Here is an 18,106-nt window from a genome sequence, read left to right as displayed (position 1 = left end):
TACATCCTGACGGATTTTACTTGCGGTGCTTTTACCAGGTAGATAGATCTGCAATCCAAATGATAAGCCTAAGGTGCTCTGGTAATAAAAAAGGATGGCTATCTACATAGCCACCCCTACATCAGATTTAGAAAATTAGTAATACACTTATTTTAATAGTATTACGATTAGCGTTAAGTTAGGGTTTCAAAATAAAAAACCCCTTGAACAATCGCTGTACAAGGGGGTAATTTTATAAAAATCTGTTTACTACCAATAAATCAGCAAGACCATAGTAGTTATAAAATAACCTCAAATATTCCTAATTGTTTTAAAAAGACAAACGCATTGAAAAATAGAATCCCCAAACACTCGCTGCTTGGGGATTCAACCTATTAAATTTTTAAATGTTGATTTACAACAGAACTAAGATAAGTTATTCACAGTAGATGCAGCTATCATATACAAATATTGCTTTAAAATTCACCTAATAAGAATTATCTTCGCTAACTAATTGGTATAGTATAAACTTAATAAAGATATTAACGTATTAATTATATGATGGCCAAATTTAATCTTACAGAACTTTTGATTGGAGAGTGGCAAAATGCTTACGGTCAAATAATTTCTTTAACCCCTGAAAAACTTGACAACGTTGACCCTCACTGCATAATCGAGGTAGATACTCCCGATCTGTTGATTACTTTACCGTTGATGAACATAATATGTGGAAAGGTTTTAAGTTGCGATTACAGAAATTTAGTCATCCAAAACGGAATAGATTCTAATAGGTTCAACTTCACAAGAATCTTCGCAGGAACTTAACATGTTTAGCGAATTATATCACGGTAATCGTTGCACCAATTTATTGCCCATCCGTAGAAATTTAACCTCGTTCACCAACCGATACATTTTCTAATTGTATCTTATAAAAGCATTAGTTATTTTAAATAAGCTTAATGTTTCGCCTAAACGATATAATGGAATCACACCTAAACTTATTTGAAGATATCCTTAATGGAGAACGGGAACATGAAGGAAATTCAGCCATTTTCAGCCCAATAGACCACTCTTTTACCGTAAAAGAAGGTGGTGTCAAACTTATAGTAAGTTTCCAAAACTCGATTTGAAGTATTTCAATGTGGTTGATTTTACTTATCGTCACTTTACTATTATAGACAAAGAAGCTTCAAGGCTAATCACTTCTAAAAGAAAGGATTAGTTATTGCTTTTTCTTGAAAAAAATGATGGAGTTATGAGTGATTATTTACAATTGATTTTGGAATATCTGAAAAATGAAATGTCTGATTATAGGTATTTAATGGTTTTAAGTAACGGCGTCATTATTATTAAAGTGTCAGATGATGATGACTTTAACGAGACTTTCAAACTTGTTTCAGAAAAAGTATTTGATGCTACGGCAAAACTAAAACATCGTGAGTATGATCTTAGATTCACGTTATGGAATAACAAGCATCACAGGTCGTTGAGAATTGCTAAATAGATGATGGCATTGAAGTAATAAAATCTTCAAAGCACTCGCTGCTTGCGGATTGATTCTATTGAAAAAATTAAGTCTTGTGTTGATAAACATTTCTAAAATAAAAAAAGATTGAATAAAAAATTTATAATATCTCTAATCTTCGAAAAAAAATAGTTCGACTTTAGTCCTATTGCGGCTCCAACCATTACTAGCAGGTAGAAATAGTCTATAGTCTTCCAAAGTCATCATGGATTACTCAATTGTTTTGTAAATGGTAATCAAAAGCTGACATTCGTATTTCATAAACTTCAGGCCAATGATTTTCCAGTTTCAGAAACAGTTTCCTCACTTGAACTCCTACTGGGATCGTTACCTGCCTTTGCAGAAACGTTTAGAAATGCCAGCGAGGACAAAGGTTCTTGATGAAGGCATTATCTCACAATACGCTATTTATATAGAGAAGGGCTGCCTTCGTACCTACTTCAACAACAATGGGAAAGAAACCACTGTACAATTTTTTTTTGAAGAAGAAGGACTAAGTTCCTTGGATAGTTTTATTAATAACATACCAAGCCCGTACACGATAGAAACAATTGAACCCTCGGTAGTTTATCTCCTCTCAAAAAAGCACGCTATACAATTATTGGAAGAACTGACACATGAAAAAGATTTTGTGATGATGTTCATGAAAATTACGGCACGCAGACTGACACACTATTCAGGTGAATTCATTTCTTTTATACGGGATACACCTGAACAACGCTACCTGCGCCTATTAAATGAACGACCTCATATCATTCAGCGGGTTAGTCAGCGTTATATTGCATCATATCTGGGGGTAAGTACCGTTCATCTCAGCCGTATAAAAAGCAAACTGGCTAAAGGAAATCTGCATTTTTGAACTTGATAACATATGTTATTGCCCTGACTTCCCGGATGCTGCAACTTTGTCTAATAAAAATCAATGACATGAAAGCAGCAGTAATTTATGGAAAAGGTGAATTGCCACAATACAATGATGTCCCGAATCCGGAACCTCAAAACGAAAATGAGATATTAGTAAATGTGAAGGCCGTTGCCATTAAACATTTTGATAAGGGTGTGGCCAGCGGTACACATTATGCAAGTTCCGGGCAGCGAGGAGGCGGTAAGGTTATTGGCGGCGATGGGGTTTGTCTCATGGCAAACGGATCACGTGTATACGCCATCGGGGTAAGTGGCATGCTGGCGGAACAGGCGACCATTGAAAAGGGACGATATGTAGAAGTGCCGGATGGCGTCGACGATGCTACGGCGGCAGCATTACCCAACGCTGTTTTCGGTGCGGCTATGGGATTGAAATTCAAAGCGAATATATCACCCGGCGATGTAGTGCTGATTAACGGTGCGACCGGCTTTACCGGAAGGGTTGCTGTACAAATTGCCAGGTATTATGGCGCCAGCAGGATCATAGTAACCGGCAGGAACAAACAGTCGCTGGTAGACTTGCTTGACCTGGGAGCCGACGAAGGAGTTTCGATTTTGCTGAGCGATGACGAATTTCTAACCACTATACGGAATCTTCATCACGCAACGCCGATAAATATTGTGATTGATTATCTATGGGGACGTACAGCTGAACTGATCTTTACCGCATTTAAAGGCGATGGCGGCTTTACCAACCGTACCCGCTACATTTCCATAGGTAGTATGGCAGGTGATCTCATTAATTTATCAGCAGCGTGCTTACGCAGCACCGATATACAGTTGACAGGTTCTGGTCTTGGCTCATGGAGCAGGGAACAAATAGCAGAACTGTTTTCGTCAATTCTTCCGGAAATGTTCGCGCTCGCTGCCGAGGGTAAATTAGTGGTCGAAACGATGCAGGTCCCGATAACAGATATTAGCAGCTTATGGAACCTCGATATACCTGGGGGCAAACGTCTGGTCGTCACCTTATGATCTCTTAACCATGAAAAATATCAAAATCCTGTATTGGTTATTTACACTTATGTTTAGTCTTTGGATGTTATTAAATGCAAGGGCTTATCTTACAAATGATGAGGCAAAAGTACTCTGCAGGCAACTTGGCTTCCCTGATTACTTTCGTGTGGAGCTTGCTATTGCTAAAACGCTTGGAGCATTGGTATTGCTTATACCATGGTTCAAGGGTGCCTTGAAAGAATGGGCATATGCAGGATTTGCGTTTACCGTAATTTCCGGTTTGATTGCCCATGTTGCAACTGGCGATCCTATAGGTTATTTAATTTCAGCCCTAATCGCTTTATCTTTTTTGCTGATTTCCTACGTCACTTATCACAGGCTGCAAAAAGTGGATCTAAGGTGGATTGTATGATCGTCATCCAACTATTTTAAATCGTAGATTAATTACAAAAAAGACCGGAAACCGGCATCGTTTGATGTAGTACTCATTCATAATCCACAGGTCCATCAAGACAGTTTTTTTAACCTAATGATCATTATACGTTAGTTTCAACGTTACGATAACAGATTTTGACGCAGGCTGGTTGCTCCCGTCGGCGGTGTGATCTACCGGAATCAATACATTCGTTTCCGGGTAGTATGTAGCTACGCAATGCTCTGCTATATCATAGGCGATGACAACAAATTTCGGAGCTACACGCACTACGTCATTATAATTACTGATGATGTCTACGACATCATTAGTTTTTAAGCCTTGCCGCTTCATATCGTGTTCATTCATGAATACGACCCGGCGCTGATTGTCCACACCGCGGTAACGGTCTTTCAAACCGTATATTGTTGTGTTGAATTGGTTGTGACTCCGAATGCTCATCATGATCAGCTCACCTTCATTTATCACCAATTTTTCAAGCGGGGTGACCATAAAATAAGCTTTGCCAACTTCTGTATCAAATTTTTGCTCGCGCGGCCCATTAGGCAGGTAAAAGCCGCCTTTAACTCTTATCCGTTCGTTATAATTATCAAATCCTTTGACCACCTTCCCGATATCATCCCTGATGGCATCATAGTTTTGCTCAAACAAATCCCAGTCTACTTTGCTTTTTTTACCAAAAGTCGCTTTCGCCAGCCGGCAAATGATTTGGACTTCACTTAGCAGATCTTCTGACACAGGTTTAAGGACTCCTCTGGATGACTGCACTACACCAGTAGTTCCTTCAGTGGATACAAAATGCTCCTTCCCGTCATGAATATCTTTATCAGAACGGCTTAAGCAAGGTAAGATCAGTGCTTCTTTTCCGTGCACCAGGTGGCTGCGGTTCAGCTTGGTACTGACATGGACGGTGAGGTCACACCGGCGCATGGCCTCTGCGGAATAATTAGTGTCCGGCGTAGCCGAAAGGAAATTGCCTCCCAATGCGAAAAATACACTGGCATCATTTCCATGCATAGCTTTGACCGCCTTTACAACATCATACCCGTTTTCGCGCGGGGGTTCAAATCCGTAAATATCCTTCAGTTTATCCAGCATGGCAGGCTCAGGTTTATCCCAGATACCAACAGTGCGGTCCCCCTGAACATTACTATGCCCGCGAACAGGACAGGTTCCGGCGCCAGGTTTACCAATACTCCCTTTTAAAAGTAATATATTCACAATATCATAGATGGTATTCACTGCATTTTTGTGTTGCGTGATACCCATAGCCCAGCAAAAAACGATTTTGGTTTTATGCTTGATCAGGTTGATGAGCACTTGTATTTCATCTTTCGAAATACAGCAATAATTTAAAAGATCATCAAGGTCTTGTTTCTCCAGATCGGCCAGCAATTCCCGGTAGCCGGTCGTGTGCTGCTCTATGAACTGGTGATCAAACACCGTACCGGGTGTTTTCCGCTCTTCTTCCCATAACATTTTCGCCATGGCTTTAAGTAAAGCCTGGTCACTGTTTGTTTTGGGTTTAAGGTAAAGGTCCGCTATTTTGGTATCAATATGCAGGATGCCCTTGATCTTTTGTGGATCTGAAAAACCGATCAGCCCTGTTTCACGCATAGGGTTGATCGCAACGATCTTTGCGCCATTTTCTTTTCCTTTGCGCAGCGCTGATAGCATTCTCGGCGCATTGGTTCCAGGATTTTGTCCGATGATAATGATGACTTCCGCCTGGTAAAGATCATCTAGTTTGATAGACGCTTTTCCAAGGCCACATTGTTTTTTAAGGGCTACGCTGGTAGATTCGTGGCACATGTTGGAACAATCCGGTAAATTATTGGTGCCAAATTCCCTTGCAAATAACTGATAGACAAAGGCAGCTTCATTACTGGTCCTGCCTGAAGTATAGAAAATCGCCTTATCAGGATCAACTAACCCATTGAGTTTAGCGCCGATCTTTTTAAAAGCGTCATCCCAGCTGACAGGCCGGTAATGTGTACCACCTTCTGGCAGGTACATGGGCTGCGCAATGCGCCCCTGTTTCCCTATATGAAAGTCGTCAAGCAAAGACAAATCATAGACGGAGTTTTCTGTGAAGAAATCCGCCTTTAAACTTTTGGTGGTAATTTCTTCGGCAACAGCCTTAGCGCCGCTTTCACAATATTCGGCGACAGCGGACCGATCATCGTCCGGATCGGGCCAGGCACAGGACGGACAGTCGAAACCTCCTTTTTGATTTAATCTGAGCAGGGCTAAATTTGCCCTGAAAATATTGGCTTCCTGTAAGACGTGAGCGAACGACACCACGACCGCTTCGACCCCCGCCGCGGTATCTTCCGGTGTAGAACGCTTAACTTTGGCAGGTGACACCGGGTTTTGTTCCGAGGGTATTTTCTTTTCCATCTCAGCAGGTAATATGCGGGTTTTCGAAATAGTCCGATTGATCTTCACTAACGTCGCCGTCAATACATTTAAAATCCTTTTCGATCAGCAGGTAAATTCCGTTCCAGGTATTTTCCAAACCAACCGTGTCAGTCGAAGCCCATTGCTGAAGCTTTTTGTCGGGAATATATAAGGATATCGTATTATGGTTAAAATCAGCAGACATAGCCTCCTCTCCGGATCGTTGTACTGAGTAGCTTAGCGTGTTGCCTATAAATTCTGTCTGATCGGTTAGTTTTCCGTTTTGACTTAAGGCAATTACTTCTGACCTGGTCAGGCGATAGCGCAGGGTATTCCCTTTAATACGTATTTTCATGTGCTGGTAGTAAAACTCTGTGTGGTGAAGTATAGATATTGAAACGACCATCGCGCAAAAAACCAATAAGGCTAACACCAAACTCTTCGGCAAGTTCGACCGCAAGGCTGGATGGAGCACCTACTGAAGCTATGATCCTGATGCCTGCCATTATCGCTTTCTGAATTAGCTCAAAGCTTGCACGACCGCTTAATAATAATATCTGGTAATCCAATGGCATCCTGTTTTTTGTAAGCGCAGCGCCTATCAATTTATCCAGGGCATTATGTCTTCCGACATCTTCTCTTACTAATAGCAAGTGGCCACTGTTATCAAATAAAGCGGCGGCATGTAAACCGCCGGTCTCCTCAAAGACCGCCTGTTGTTGCTTTAACAATTGAGGCAGGCGATGCAACAACTCACTACTGATCGTTAGCTTGTCCGAATTAATAATGGTCGCACCTGTGGTCCTGATCGCATTGATGGAAGCCTTACCGCATATGCCACAACTGGATGTAGTATAAAAATTTCTTTCGCTGTTTTGCAGCGCTGGCTCAGTACCGGTTTTTAAGCTGACCTGTATCACGTTTCCTGTATTGGTTTGGCAAAGGGCAATCGGATGAAACACCTCAGTGATCTCATCAAAACTTTTAACTATGCCCTCGGTGAATAAGAAGCCCATGGCGAGTTCCATATCGTTTCCCGGTGTGCGCATGGTGACCGAAATATTCTTGACAGTCCTGTCAGTTACCGGGCCGAAATCAAGCCGTATCTCCAACGGCTCCTCGACAGCGAGAATATCGTCGGAAATTATGCTGCGTTCACCAACGATCTTTGAAATACTAAGCTGCTTCACCTGTTTATTCACGATAACGATATTTCTTTAAATTTAAAGAATTCCAATTGTCAATTATTACTATTACCGGTACTTTTTAATGCCCAATATATCAGAGCCGGTTGAAAAAATAACCTGCTCAATCTTTTGCTATCAGTGTTCAGTCCTAGCGCACTACGCCTATGGGTATATTGGGCGATATTTCCGGGATATACAGCGACAAAGAACGCAGCAGCTATCTTACCGATAACCGAACGATAGCTTTCAGGGGCAAATGCAATAGCACTGCCTAAAGCAATTTCGACTATTCCTGAATATATAACAGTGTCATCTTTTGCCAACGGTACCCAATTGGGTACCTGAGCCTGAAATCCTTTCCTTGCAAAGGTCAAATGGCCGATACCTGCTAAGATCAGGTTCGCCCCTAATAAGATCCTTGCGACTGATTTTACATCTTTTCCGCTCATGATTTTTTTATAAAGTAATGACAATAACTATTCCAATATGGAGGCACGTATCTTAATCAGATGGTTAATAGTCCGTGCTTATAAAGTCGGCATTATAACGGTAGCTTATTTAATAGAAAAAAAATACCGGATACCCCCGGACCCATCCCTGGCCCCTTTGTATTAAGAAATATTCATCTGAGCCAAAAAGACGCCAAATCAGCTTTTCAACTTCTTACTGGTTGCCGTATTTTGGCCAAGCCAAGTCCCTTATGCCCCCCAGCTATGAGCGAACCGGTGTCGACGGTTATCCCGTAAAGTCTCTGCATTTATCCACAATGGATTATTTTTTATTCAGCAATTATATCTTTGCACGCCATGAGCAATGACAGATTCGCCGCGCAGTTGGAAACCCGCATTTTCTATTTTTATGTTGTAGACCAAAAGCCGGCTGAGGTTAAAATTACAATGTACGGAACGCCCTACACATTTCAAAGATTCAACGAAGGATGGCGAAATGCGGCATCAAATATGATGAACATGTCGCAGCCTTTGATCGATTCGGTAGTGGCAGTTATTTACGGGTAAAAAGAAGCCACCGAAGCCAGGTTTAAACGCCCTTATTAGGACATGTCTAGCTTATCATGGCAAACTTTAAAATTATGGCCAAACCTATGCTGCCACGGGCCGCCGAGATATTCCCACAGGTCAAGGCCAATGGCCTGTACTATAAACGGGGCAAACGTATTATTTAAAATGGTCAGTAAATGCCTGGACGCTTCAGGAGACACTTTATTTTCGATTGTGATGTGCGGCCTGAATCGTTGCCGGTCCTGCGGGATCAGGTCGGCCGCAAAATACAGGCTACAAAACCGGTGCAACTGATGTAATTCCGCTGATTCGATGGCATACGCTACGCCGGCGCCTAGATGCCGCAGGCTGCTGACAGTCATTTCAAATTGTTCCATGAAAAGGCCGGACAGGAGTTCCCTGGTCTCCGGTCGGTTCGGCAACTGGTGAAACAAGGTCAGGTGCGCCTTGAGGAAATTGCGTTCAGGAGGAAAAAAACGGTCGCGCAAGCGGTCAAAGAAAGCCTGACCTGGCGCATCCATTCTTAGGGTCAATATCAAAGGATTTCTATCTGTTGCCGACATTTTTCTGAATAATAGATACTCACTTCCAACCCTTTTACGTCTTTTGAGCCGGCTAAGCGACTTTCCAGAGGTCACACAAATTTTTCGTGACAGATTTTCCTTTACACCTTTGAAGGTTTCAATTTTCCCTGTACGTATACTTGAAGAACGAATAAAAGTAAAAAGTGTTTTTAGACTGCGTTTGATCGATCCTCTTCCTAGCCAGGTACATTTTAATGAGGGATCTACTGCTTGGCGCAGGTAATTAAAAAGCCTTGTACACCTTTGGCGTGATCGCTGATCCGAAAACTTCCGGATCCCACCGGCAAACAAATCCAGATTCCCCCGGGTACCCTGGTGCACCTCCGAACTGTCGCAAATGTTCGCTATCACCAACTTTATTTGTAAAGGGTAAATTAGGCCTGAACATGAAAGATTTTGCAATCCACAAGGTTAATCGGTGGTTAAATAAAACCAGCCGGCTGTTCAAAGGCTTATTGGGTCAGGGTTTCAATCTGGCTGCTACCCTATAAAAAGGCAGCGTGGTTTTCCTTGAACCAATAATTCTTACGCAACAATATGCCGGCTGCACTGTTGAATTGCAAAACACGTTATTATGGAATTCGACTGGCAAAAAATATTTTTTAATGAGCTAAACCTACCTTACGCGTTGGAAATTACCCTGCGGACGATCCTTATGTTTCTGTTTGTGCTGTTACTATTAAGGCTTTCCGGAAAGAAAGGCGTCCGGCAATTAACCATCTTTGAGGTCGCCATTATTATCGCGTTGGGTTCCGCCGCCGGTGACCCAATGTTTAATAAGGACGTCGCCATCCTCCCCTCCTTGCTGGTGTTTGCCCTGATACTGGGAATTTATCGCCTGATCACTTATTTGGCCGCTCGGAACGAAAAGATCGAAAGTATCCTGGAGGGTGATCCCATGTATATTATCGAAGATGGTATGTTCACCATGGAAGAAGAAAGCCATACCACCTTCGCTAAGGACGAGTTCTTCGCTGAAATGCGCGCGGTCAGCATAGAACATGTCGGACAGGTGCGTACTGCTATACTGGAAACCAACGGCCAGGTCAGTTTTTACTTTTTCAGCGACGAAGAGGTCAAACCGGGTTTGCCCGTTTTACCCAAACCTTACGCTAAGCGATCGAAAAACATCGCTAAACGCGACGACTACGCCTGCACCTATTGCGGTCATGTCATAACACTACAGCAGGACTGCACCTGTGAACGCTGCGGACATGATGAATGGGTGAAGGCCATCGCTACTTGCCGGATCGCTTAGGTTTAGGGTTTCACGGCAGCTTTCGATGATCACCGCGAAATATACAACACCGGAAGGATCAATATTCTGCCTTCAATTTGTTGTGACTTTCGTTCTCAAAAATGATTTTGCCCGGGTAATTGATTAACATATTCAAAATAATACTTTAAACTTATTCAATCACCAACATTTTTAAATTACCCTTTTGATAGAACGATTTACTATAATTACGAAGTCAGTTAATCACAACCTAAATTTTAAATATATGACCTTAAAACCGGTTTGGTGGTTAAGGCTTTTTTATCAAATTATTCCAAACAATTCGATTATTGAGTGATAAACAAATTGTTGTTTTAATTTAACATAATCTATATTAGAAATGCAGCGTATCCAAACTACACTGCGCGATAAGGTTTAGGTTGAAGTCCCCAGGCAGCGAGTGTTTGGGGGCTTTTTTTAAGATAAAAGAGTAAAATAACGGTAATTTTTGCGCGGTGAAAAGGTCATATTTTCAAGCCACACATGGCTTTACCCAGATAATTGATGCTAAAATTAACAAAGATGTAAAAGGAAAAGTTAGTTTCTTATATAATATCAGGGACAGCAATTAGTCACGATGGTCCTCAAACATTAAATAGATAAGGCATACAATCACTATGTATAGTATTATCTTCAGGAACTCCACTTACTTGACTCTTCGGTGAAATGAGTAAAAGCACTTGAAGCATTTAAAACGCCTGATATTATCTGAAAGAATAAATTTGACCAAACGCGATCGCGGGATCCTTCTAACGCCTAAAGCTTGACACTTAGGACACACCAGCTGATTTTCATTTTCGATTGCAGGGGCAACAACCATGACACTATCTTTTAAGGTAACATTATAACTCTTTTAACGAACAACAAAAAAAATGGTTTGGGAAAAGTTGGGATCGGGTGTTACTATTTGTATCTATCAGTAATTGGAAGATAACGGGCAGGATATTAGTAATGGTATTCCGGAAATATATAAGGGTTAACCTAAGCACTTCCTTGCTATTTCCATGACGCCCGCAACTGCAAAATAATATAGAAAGATTATGTAGCTGTATTAAATTTGACTCTAATGCTTAGTATCCTGAAGGCGAAACCGAATTAACATGAACCAAATGACTTTCGAAACTTAAAGCCAAGATGCTGCAATAGGAAATTGATAGCAGATTGAAGATGTTCAACGTTCATAATTGAACTGGCCAAGTAAGAAAGAATGAAAAGAACAATTAGCTACACATGAAATGTTAATGATCGCCTAAACGTATGTTCTATATAAACTCCCTATTTTTGGAAGCGAATTAAAAGCAAATGGACACGAACAGCCTTCCCTTTATTCCTGAATTCCGCTAAAAAATTCAAATGAATTGTACGGTGGCCTGATCCTTTTCACCAAGATAGTATTTCTCTAAGACGGCTTTAAATACAAGGTCTGCCCCGGGTACAAAGGCAAATAATGTCATCGACGATCGCAGCTTCAGGTCATCAGGCGCCCCCATTATTTCCCTGACATTGTCGCCTTTGCGTGTTAATAAAGCTTTGCTGATGGCCACCAGTCTGGGCCCGAGAATAGGGTGTGCGAGAAATGCTTTGGCTTCAGGCAGACCTTTAATCGCATAATATTTCGCCATGTTGCTGAAACCAAGCCCGTCTACTTGGGGAAAAATATACCACATCCAATGGCCTTTTTTGTGACCGCTTTTGATTTCCGTAAATGCTGTTGCATAATCACGGTATTGCGCGTTTAAAAAACGATCCAGGTCCGGATAGTTATTCATCTTTTGTTTTTTTGTGTTCCTTAGCAAAATACGCCCGCACCTGTTTCACCCGTCGCAATCGATCCTCCTTCGTTTCCTGTGTTATTCAAAACCTCATGGGCGATCACAGTCGCCTTATCCCTTATTTTTGAGGTTGGTTTTATAAGATGGCGGATAATATCTGTTCTGCCGGGGTATAATTCCTCCTTTTACCCTTAACACACTAAAGCTGGTTTTGATTTAAGTAGGGTTTGAATAGAATCTGCTTTCAGTTTCTACTTAGAGAGTAGTATGATTACGACTCCCGGCAAGGGCGATTTTTTCAAAACGGTCAGTGGATAGAAGAATTTAATAAAGGCAATGAAAGTTTGGTGTGTTAAATTACAACTGAAACTATTGATTGAAAAAAGGTAAAGCTCCTGATGGGCAGGAGCTATTACCAGATTAAACCAATTATAGTGAAGAGATTTGTTGTTCTTTATATTATTTCTCAACGGCTATCGCGCAAGTCTGACCTTTGATTTCAAATACTTATTGATCTACAGTTCAAATGCAAAGCCTGTTATTTATTCCAAATTGATTTTAGTTTCCATAGATCAAGTTTGTTAAGCGTAGCTTTTCCTTGCCTGGCATAAAAAATCAGTTCATTGCTTCCTGCTGATGGGAATATCTGGCTCGTAATAGCGGCTTCTCCCCTGTTGGCAAATACTTCGATCAAAGACCTGTCGACAAGCATCCTTATTTTTAATTTCCTGTTCTCCGCATCGACTTTAGCGGTATACTTACCCGGGAAAGCAGGGCTGAAATCTACATTACCCGAATGCGTGCGGTCCACCGTAAGCTCACCCGTCGCTACTTTATAAGATAATACGGTATTTTCAACTCCCTTGCCGGCTATGGTAAAACCTACTTCCGTCGCCGTACCAAGATCGATCTCCGCAATCAATTCATAGGTGTTCTCCAATTTTGCCGCTCCAGGAATCCGATGGTTGCCCGAAACTTTTTTATTTTCTAAAGAGAAATGTTCGGTACGAAGCTTTGCGATCGCTTCCACAGGCTGTTGTATCAACTTTATGCCATCCGGAAAAGAACTCAGCGATACCGAGCGCGGGAATGTATGTCCGCCCCGCCATGGCGAAGTAGGTATCTCCCTTAAATACAACCAGCTGCCCAGCCAGGCTACCCAGGTACGGTGATTCAAATCGTCAGGACTGTCTACCCATGAGCGCACAGCATAGAAGTCTGGTCCGTAATCGATCCACCTGGTTTTCTCCCAATCGGTGCTGGCAGGTTTGTCGGATAAGGTGAACTGGTCGGCGAGAATATGACGAAAATCGCCGTCACCCTCATCAACGATTTGTATGCTCCCCTTTTTGCCGGCAAATTCGGCAACGTTCCATGTCTTCCAGTATAAAACCTCCGTATTGACGCCACTCATCGTGCGCACGATCTTCCCGTCAACCAGCAGGTCGACATGGAGGTCTTTTGGATACGCGCCACCGCCCAGCAGGAAGTTCAGATAGTTTTTGTTAATGGTAAAATCCGGCGAGGTCAGTTTTCCCGCGCCCTTATCGCCGTTGTGAAAACTGTTCACAAACTTTTTACCTTCAAAGCCGATAACCGGTCCCTGCAGGTTGACCGGCCCGGTTTCCGGTTTATCGGAAAAGGCATCTCCTTCGTTTTTCCATCCTTCAAAACCATTTTCGAAATCAAAGAGCACCTCTCCCGGATTGCTGGCTTCTTCGCTTTTCAGCCTGCCAAGCGCCGATTCGAATTCCTTATCCGCTTTAAACGTTTTCCCGTCGAAATTCCCAATGAAGTATTGTCCTGCAAGCGGCTGAACTGAAACTGCAAGTACCCATTTTTTATTGTTCTTATTTCCGTCCACATACAGTGGAAAAATATCCGGGCATTCCCAGACGCCCTTCACGGCACCCATCGGCCCGAAGTCACTCAGGTGCTCCCATTCCTTAAGATTCGCTGAGCCGTAAAAGCTGATCTTCTGCTGTGCCGCCATGGCTACCGCCATCACCCATTTTTTTGTATCCGCATGCCAAAAGACCTGCGGGTCACGAAACTCGGTCGAATTCAGATCGATAACCGGGTTCCTGTTATATATCTCCCAGTTGGCACCGTCATCATTTGAATAAGCGATGCACTGGTACTGCGTGCGGTTACTCCTTTGCAGACCGGAATAAATGGCGACGAGCGGGCCTTTGCCGCTTTTGCCGAAACCGCTCGTGTTATCTTTATCGTAAACGACGGAGCCCGACATCTGACTCTCTTTATCGGTGGATAACCTGGCGCGTTTGCCTAATTTCCAGTTAATCAGGTCGGTACTGGAGGCAAGTCCGTTGTTGACCCTGTATTCGCCTTTATAGTAGATCAGGTCGGTCGGATCGATAAGCCCGCCGGTTTTCGGTGTGAGGTGGTATTGCGGGCGATGTAATTCCCGGAAAAGATTCGCGGTATCCACCGCATTGCCGTCAGTGCTTTGACTATGTGCGGGCCGCACCGATAGCGCGGCTACGCTTATGCTGATTAGGAAAACAGATAGATTTTTCATAGATATCTTTTTTTTAATGATGTCCCGAAGGATTTAATCAATATTGTATGTAAACTGTCGACGCATCTCCCTGAATAACCTTCGGCGCCGGCACACAATTAAATATTTCGCAATCGCTGTTGACAAGAAATACGCGCGGACTGCGGGTATCGCTGATCTTTATGTTCTGAAATCTGTTGTTTAGCCCGGATTCCGAGCGTACGGTTACCGCGTCCGCGCTGGAAGCTGCCCAGTCGCAATTGATGGTATTATTGCTGACCATATTGTAATCGCCGTTGATCCTGAAAACACCGTAATCATTATCCTGACCACGTAATTGTCTCCCCGGCGACCCGGGTAGCTTCATCCATGTCAAATTACCGTTAATCAGGTTGTTGCTGCTGCTATTGAGTTCGACAACCCCCACGTAATAACTTTGGAAGTTGTTCGACGATATATTTCCGTACCGCGAATTGTTCACCTGAAGGTTCACATCGCCGTCCGGATAAACATGATTAGCAGTGAATATAAAGTTCTCCTGGTTAGTCAGCTTTACCGTGATACCGCCGGGCTGTGCGCCCAGCTGACAGTTACTGATCATGTTTTGGATACCGTTAGGCATTTCTATGCTGTTACGGCATTCAGATATCCAGCAGTAACGGATAATGGCGGCATCGGCAGCGTTCAGGTAAATACCCGTATTCAGGTTGATCCCGATAAAATCTTCGATACGCACGCCGTCGTTATCCTGCACGACGCTAATGCCGGTACCCTTTGTTGTCGTTCCTCCTGAAATCAGCAGGTTCTTAATAATTAATCCCGACACCCTGTTTTTCCGGCCGTTGACATCCGGAAGCGCCGGTACGCTGACAGCTATAGAAGCCGTACCGAGCAATAGTTTACTGCCGCCGCCCGGCGGTATAATACCGGATGGCGGTACGTCGACATTGCTCCGCAGCCCTGCATTTAAACCTCGGATAGTAACAAAGTTGCGGTTAACAATAATTGAGCTGTTTAATAAAAAATCTCCATCAGGTATAACGATGGTTCCGCCAGAGGCCGGCAGGCGGCTGATCAGATTATTGATAATGACGGAACAATCCGTCTTGCCGTCCCCCTTTGCACCGTAATTGGTGATCACATATTCAGGCAGTTTCTGACTGCTGGTGTCGTTATCTTCGGTCACATAGATCTTTTCCTGAATAACCTTTTTACAGCTAAATGCCGACGACAGTAAAGCAACAAATAATAAATATCTCCCTATTCTTCTCATTGAATCTGATTTATTTCCCGGATACGGGAACGATGAAATTGGTTTTGTTTTGACTGGATTTTAAATCCCAGACTTTTATATTGCCGGTCTTTATACTTCCTTCTTCAGCATAGATGGCGACGTCGCTGCTTGCAGCTTCTGCGGGAAACAGGCGCGTGGTAAATGCTTCCTTATTATCGATGAATCCTTCCACGACGGACCCGTCGATAAACAGGCGCAGGTTCATCGGTTTACCGCGAACTACCTTATAGTCGCCTTTACGAACCTGAAGCGGATAAAATTTACGCTGAGTGGATTTGGTCTGATCGACGATCAGCTGGTTGCTCTCCAGGTCAAAAAAGATCTTGCTGAATTCGCTGCCGTTCGGGTTTTTCCCGACCAGGAAGCCGAAACGCTTTGCATCGCCGGGGGTCAGGTCGACGCTGATTTCCACCTGGTGTTTTTGCGAGCTGATAATGAACGGCTCGCCCGGACTGACCGTTTTACCGGCCGGTTGTGTCACTTCCCCGCGCAACGTCTCGAGTGCCGGGTGCGGACGCTGGTAAATCGTATCATTCTTTAGTGACCAAACCCTTGGTATGCTGTATAAATGGGTCCAGCCCGCCAACTGCGTAGCCCTGGCACTTGTTTCATCAGGAATAATGGCAATCGCTGTTGTTCTTCCATCCGCATCGAAATTAACGGACGGTGAAAGCAGCCTGTTGATGACTTCCAGCCGCTTCGGCACCGGGGAATCGGGAATGAACTTTTCGTTTCGGAAATCGCCCGTCCAGTATAATGCGACAGCCGGCTTTCCTTTATAGGGCACTTTGTTGACCAGTAATATGTACTTTCCGTTCAGCTTCCAAAAAACAGGCATTTCCCAAAATACACCGGAATCATCTTTATCGGGATCGCCGGTAAATAAAGGGTGCAGGTATGTCCATTTCTTCAGGTCCTTAGATTTATAGAGCAGCAGCGAACCTTTCAGTTTTTCACCGTCCTTCTCGCCGAAACCGATGATCATATACCAGTCATTTCCCTCCCGCCAGACATAAGGATCGTGCGGGTCTTTTCGCTCAAATTCCTCCGGTGATGAGCTGACTACAGGGTTTCCGCTGTATTTCTCCCATGTTAATAAAGAGCTGTCGGCCGGATAGGCAAGATCGAATGTGAACGCATCCTTCCCGCCGCCCGTGTAGATAAGAACGGGGGTACCCTTCTCGTCTTTCACGGCATGACCCGACCAGATACCTTTCATATCGTAGTCCCGGTCAGGGGTGATCGCAGGCACCTGTTCTGTCCAGCTCACCAGATCTTTACTGGTATAGTGTCCCCAGTTGATCTGGTCAAGCGTTAAATTGGTTCCGTTTTTTTGATTAAAAATATGGTACACGCCATTATGAAGAAAAAGGGAGTGTGTTTCATTCGTCCAGTTAGCTGCCGGTAACAGGTGATACTTCGGACGATTGAAATCCCCTGCAAAACGGCTGGACGGCACACCAAGATCAGGCGCCTTGGCCATACCTTTGACCTGAAATAATGCTATGCTTTTTGATGAATAGGATTGCTCCTGCAGGGTTATTTCGTCAACGATACCATTTATCGCCGTAACCGGGAAAACATGGTTGAATTTGCGCCGTGTATCCCTTGCGATCCGCAGGGTGTCGCTTAACAGATAGGTTTCCTGATCTATTGCCGCCCGGCCGGCCCGTTTGCCGTTAACCCATAGCTCGGCGGAATTTTTACTGACGTTTAAAGCGATATGCAGCCACCTGAATTTGTTTACTTTGAAGTTGGCGGGAAAGTATTTTACATTACCGGCGGACCCGATACCGATCATCGGCGTACCGAATTTATCGATACAGGCGCTGATCCAGCTACCCGCTTCTTTGTTGGATACCGAAAAAAACGCCGCGGTGTCGGTCGGATACGTCTCCAACGCGAAATATCCTGAAACAGAAGGCGCATGTGCGAATACTTGTTTTAATCCGACATTTACAGCCGTGGAATAGCCATCCGTTCTCATACCGTTTCCTGTCAAAGCGGGAACTATTTCCGCAACAGCTTTGCGTCCGCGATAGTCGACGGACAATTTTTTTTCTTGTTTCCCGTCATCACTCAGATCGCTTTTCTCAAAATGAAACAGGTGCTGCGCGGAAATATTCTGGTTAAAAAAAAGGCATGAGGCGCCAAGTACAAATAGTTTTATTCGTTTCATAGGTACTATAATTGGTTATAAAAAACAGCAGGCACGGTTTCCCGCGCCTGCTGTGA

Annotated in this window: 16 protein-coding genes; 7 read left to right on the top strand and 9 right to left on the bottom strand. The window is 43.5% G+C overall.

The window, feature by feature from the left end:
- Window positions 1-537 precede the first annotated feature (537 nt).
- From ABD894_RS15250 to ABD894_RS15230, 5 genes are all read left to right on the top strand, one after another.
- Window positions 538-804, top strand: coding sequence for a hypothetical protein (locus tag ABD894_RS15250; protein ID WP_345211921.1), 267 nt, complete (start codon window positions 538-540; stop codon window positions 802-804).
- A 430-nt stretch (window positions 805-1,234) separates the two neighbouring features.
- Window positions 1,235-1,483 (top strand): hypothetical protein, encoded by a 249-nt coding sequence (locus tag ABD894_RS15245; RefSeq protein WP_345211920.1) that lies wholly within the window; start codon window positions 1,235-1,237, stop codon window positions 1,481-1,483.
- 295 nt (window positions 1,484-1,778) lie between these two features.
- Window positions 1,779-2,363: a Crp/Fnr family transcriptional regulator gene (locus ABD894_RS15240; protein ID WP_345211919.1), complete on the top strand. Its 585-nt coding sequence runs from the start codon at window positions 1,779-1,781 to the stop codon at window positions 2,361-2,363.
- Window positions 2,364-2,464: 101 nt separating this feature from the next.
- Entirely contained in the window at window positions 2,465-3,403 is a 939-nt protein-coding gene (locus ABD894_RS15235) for a zinc-binding dehydrogenase (RefSeq protein WP_345211918.1), read from the top strand.
- A gap of 10 nt (window positions 3,404-3,413) precedes the next feature.
- Window positions 3,414-3,797, top strand: coding sequence for a DoxX family protein (locus ABD894_RS15230; protein ID WP_345211917.1), 384 nt, complete (start codon window positions 3,414-3,416; stop codon window positions 3,795-3,797).
- A gap of 114 nt (window positions 3,798-3,911) precedes the next feature.
- Here ABD894_RS15230 and ABD894_RS15225 read toward each other — a convergent pair whose 3' ends face one another.
- From ABD894_RS15225 to ABD894_RS15210, 4 genes are read right to left on the bottom strand one after another with little or no spacing between them, the layout of a single operon-like run.
- The gene (locus tag ABD894_RS15225; RefSeq protein WP_345211916.1) at window positions 3,912-6,218 is read right to left on the bottom strand and encodes an FdhF/YdeP family oxidoreductase; all 2,307 of its coding nucleotides are present in this window, start codon (window positions 6,216-6,218) and stop codon (window positions 3,912-3,914) included.
- Window position 6,219: 1 nt separating this feature from the next.
- Window positions 6,220-6,573 (bottom strand): DUF7009 family protein, encoded by a 354-nt coding sequence (locus tag ABD894_RS15220; RefSeq protein WP_345211915.1) that lies wholly within the window; start codon window positions 6,571-6,573, stop codon window positions 6,220-6,222.
- Window positions 6,557-7,420, bottom strand: coding sequence for a formate dehydrogenase accessory sulfurtransferase FdhD (gene fdhD, locus ABD894_RS15215; protein WP_345211914.1), 864 nt, complete (start codon window positions 7,418-7,420; stop codon window positions 6,557-6,559). The genes ABD894_RS15220 and fdhD overlap by 17 nt, the downstream gene beginning before the upstream one ends.
- A 38-nt stretch (window positions 7,421-7,458) precedes the next feature.
- A complete protein-coding gene (locus tag ABD894_RS15210; protein WP_345211913.1) occupies window positions 7,459-7,854 on the bottom strand; it encodes a DoxX family protein in 396 nt (131 codons plus the stop codon).
- Between the two features lie 357 nt (window positions 7,855-8,211).
- Between ABD894_RS15210 and ABD894_RS15205 the strand changes: the two genes are divergently transcribed.
- A complete protein-coding gene (locus tag ABD894_RS15205; protein ID WP_345211912.1) occupies window positions 8,212-8,421 on the top strand; it encodes a hypothetical protein in 210 nt (69 codons plus the stop codon).
- Between the two features lie 35 nt (window positions 8,422-8,456).
- Here ABD894_RS15205 and ABD894_RS15200 read toward each other — a convergent pair whose 3' ends face one another.
- Window positions 8,457-8,987, bottom strand: a complete 531-nt coding sequence (locus ABD894_RS15200) for a 2'-5' RNA ligase family protein (protein ID WP_345211911.1) — start codon at window positions 8,985-8,987, stop codon at window positions 8,457-8,459.
- Window positions 8,988-9,582: 595 nt separating this feature from the next.
- Between ABD894_RS15200 and ABD894_RS15195 the strand changes: the two genes are divergently transcribed.
- Window positions 9,583-10,266 (top strand): DUF421 domain-containing protein, encoded by a 684-nt coding sequence (locus ABD894_RS15195; protein WP_345211910.1) that lies wholly within the window; start codon window positions 9,583-9,585, stop codon window positions 10,264-10,266.
- Between the two features lie 1,367 nt (window positions 10,267-11,633).
- Here the strand turns inward: ABD894_RS15195 and ABD894_RS15190 are convergent.
- The 4 genes from ABD894_RS15190 to ABD894_RS15175 form a co-directional block, all read right to left on the bottom strand.
- The gene (locus ABD894_RS15190) at window positions 11,634-12,053 is read right to left on the bottom strand and encodes a DUF1810 domain-containing protein (RefSeq protein ID WP_345211909.1); all 420 of its coding nucleotides are present in this window, start codon (window positions 12,051-12,053) and stop codon (window positions 11,634-11,636) included.
- 541 nt (window positions 12,054-12,594) lie between these two features.
- Entirely contained in the window at window positions 12,595-14,508 is a 1,914-nt protein-coding gene (locus ABD894_RS15185; RefSeq protein ID WP_345211908.1) for a glycoside hydrolase family 32 protein, read from the bottom strand.
- 127 nt (window positions 14,509-14,635) lie between these two features.
- Complete coding sequence (locus tag ABD894_RS15180; protein ID WP_345211907.1) at window positions 14,636-15,850, bottom strand: glycosyl hydrolase family 28-related protein; 1,215 nt, start codon at window positions 15,848-15,850, stop codon at window positions 14,636-14,638.
- A gap of 10 nt (window positions 15,851-15,860) precedes the next feature.
- Window positions 15,861-18,050 (bottom strand): glycoside hydrolase family 32 protein, encoded by a 2,190-nt coding sequence (locus tag ABD894_RS15175; RefSeq protein ID WP_345211906.1) that lies wholly within the window; start codon window positions 18,048-18,050, stop codon window positions 15,861-15,863.
- Window positions 18,051-18,106 lie beyond the last annotated feature (56 nt).

The organism is Mucilaginibacter gynuensis (genome assembly GCF_039541195.1).
Taxonomy (GTDB): domain Bacteria; phylum Bacteroidota; class Bacteroidia; order Sphingobacteriales; family Sphingobacteriaceae; genus Mucilaginibacter; species Mucilaginibacter gynuensis.
The sequence above is the reverse complement of the archived record's forward strand: the minus strand, read 5'-3'. Positions and strand labels throughout refer to the sequence as shown.

Excerpts from the sequence above, each read along its gene's own strand:
- ABD894_RS15250 (WP_345211921.1), top strand. The coding sequence starts at position 538 with ATGATGGCCAAATTTAATCTTACAGAACTTTTGATTGGAGAGTGGCAA.
- ABD894_RS15245 (WP_345211920.1), top strand. The coding sequence starts at position 1,235 with ATGAGTGATTATTTACAATTGATTTTGGAATATCTGAAAAATGAAATG.
- ABD894_RS15240 (WP_345211919.1), top strand. The coding sequence starts at position 1,779 with ATGATTTTCCAGTTTCAGAAACAGTTTCCTCACTTGAACTCCTACTGG.
- ABD894_RS15230 (WP_345211917.1), top strand. The coding sequence starts at position 3,414 with ATGAAAAATATCAAAATCCTGTATTGGTTATTTACACTTATGTTTAGT.
- ABD894_RS15225 (WP_345211916.1), bottom strand. The coding sequence starts at position 6,218 with ATGGAAAAGAAAATACCCTCGGAACAAAACCCGGTGTCACCTGCCAAA.
- ABD894_RS15220 (WP_345211915.1), bottom strand. The coding sequence starts at position 6,573 with ATGAAAATACGTATTAAAGGGAATACCCTGCGCTATCGCCTGACCAGG.
- ABD894_RS15210 (WP_345211913.1), bottom strand. The coding sequence starts at position 7,854 with ATGAGCGGAAAAGATGTAAAATCAGTCGCAAGGATCTTATTAGGGGCG.
- ABD894_RS15205 (WP_345211912.1), top strand. The coding sequence starts at position 8,212 with ATGAGCAATGACAGATTCGCCGCGCAGTTGGAAACCCGCATTTTCTAT.
- ABD894_RS15200 (WP_345211911.1), bottom strand. The coding sequence starts at position 8,987 with ATGTCGGCAACAGATAGAAATCCTTTGATATTGACCCTAAGAATGGAT.
- ABD894_RS15195 (WP_345211910.1), top strand. The coding sequence starts at position 9,583 with ATGGAATTCGACTGGCAAAAAATATTTTTTAATGAGCTAAACCTACCT.
- ABD894_RS15190 (WP_345211909.1), bottom strand. The coding sequence starts at position 12,053 with ATGAATAACTATCCGGACCTGGATCGTTTTTTAAACGCGCAATACCGT.
- ABD894_RS15180 (WP_345211907.1), bottom strand. The coding sequence starts at position 15,850 with ATGAGAAGAATAGGGAGATATTTATTATTTGTTGCTTTACTGTCGTCG.
- ABD894_RS15175 (WP_345211906.1), bottom strand. The coding sequence starts at position 18,050 with ATGAAACGAATAAAACTATTTGTACTTGGCGCCTCATGCCTTTTTTTT.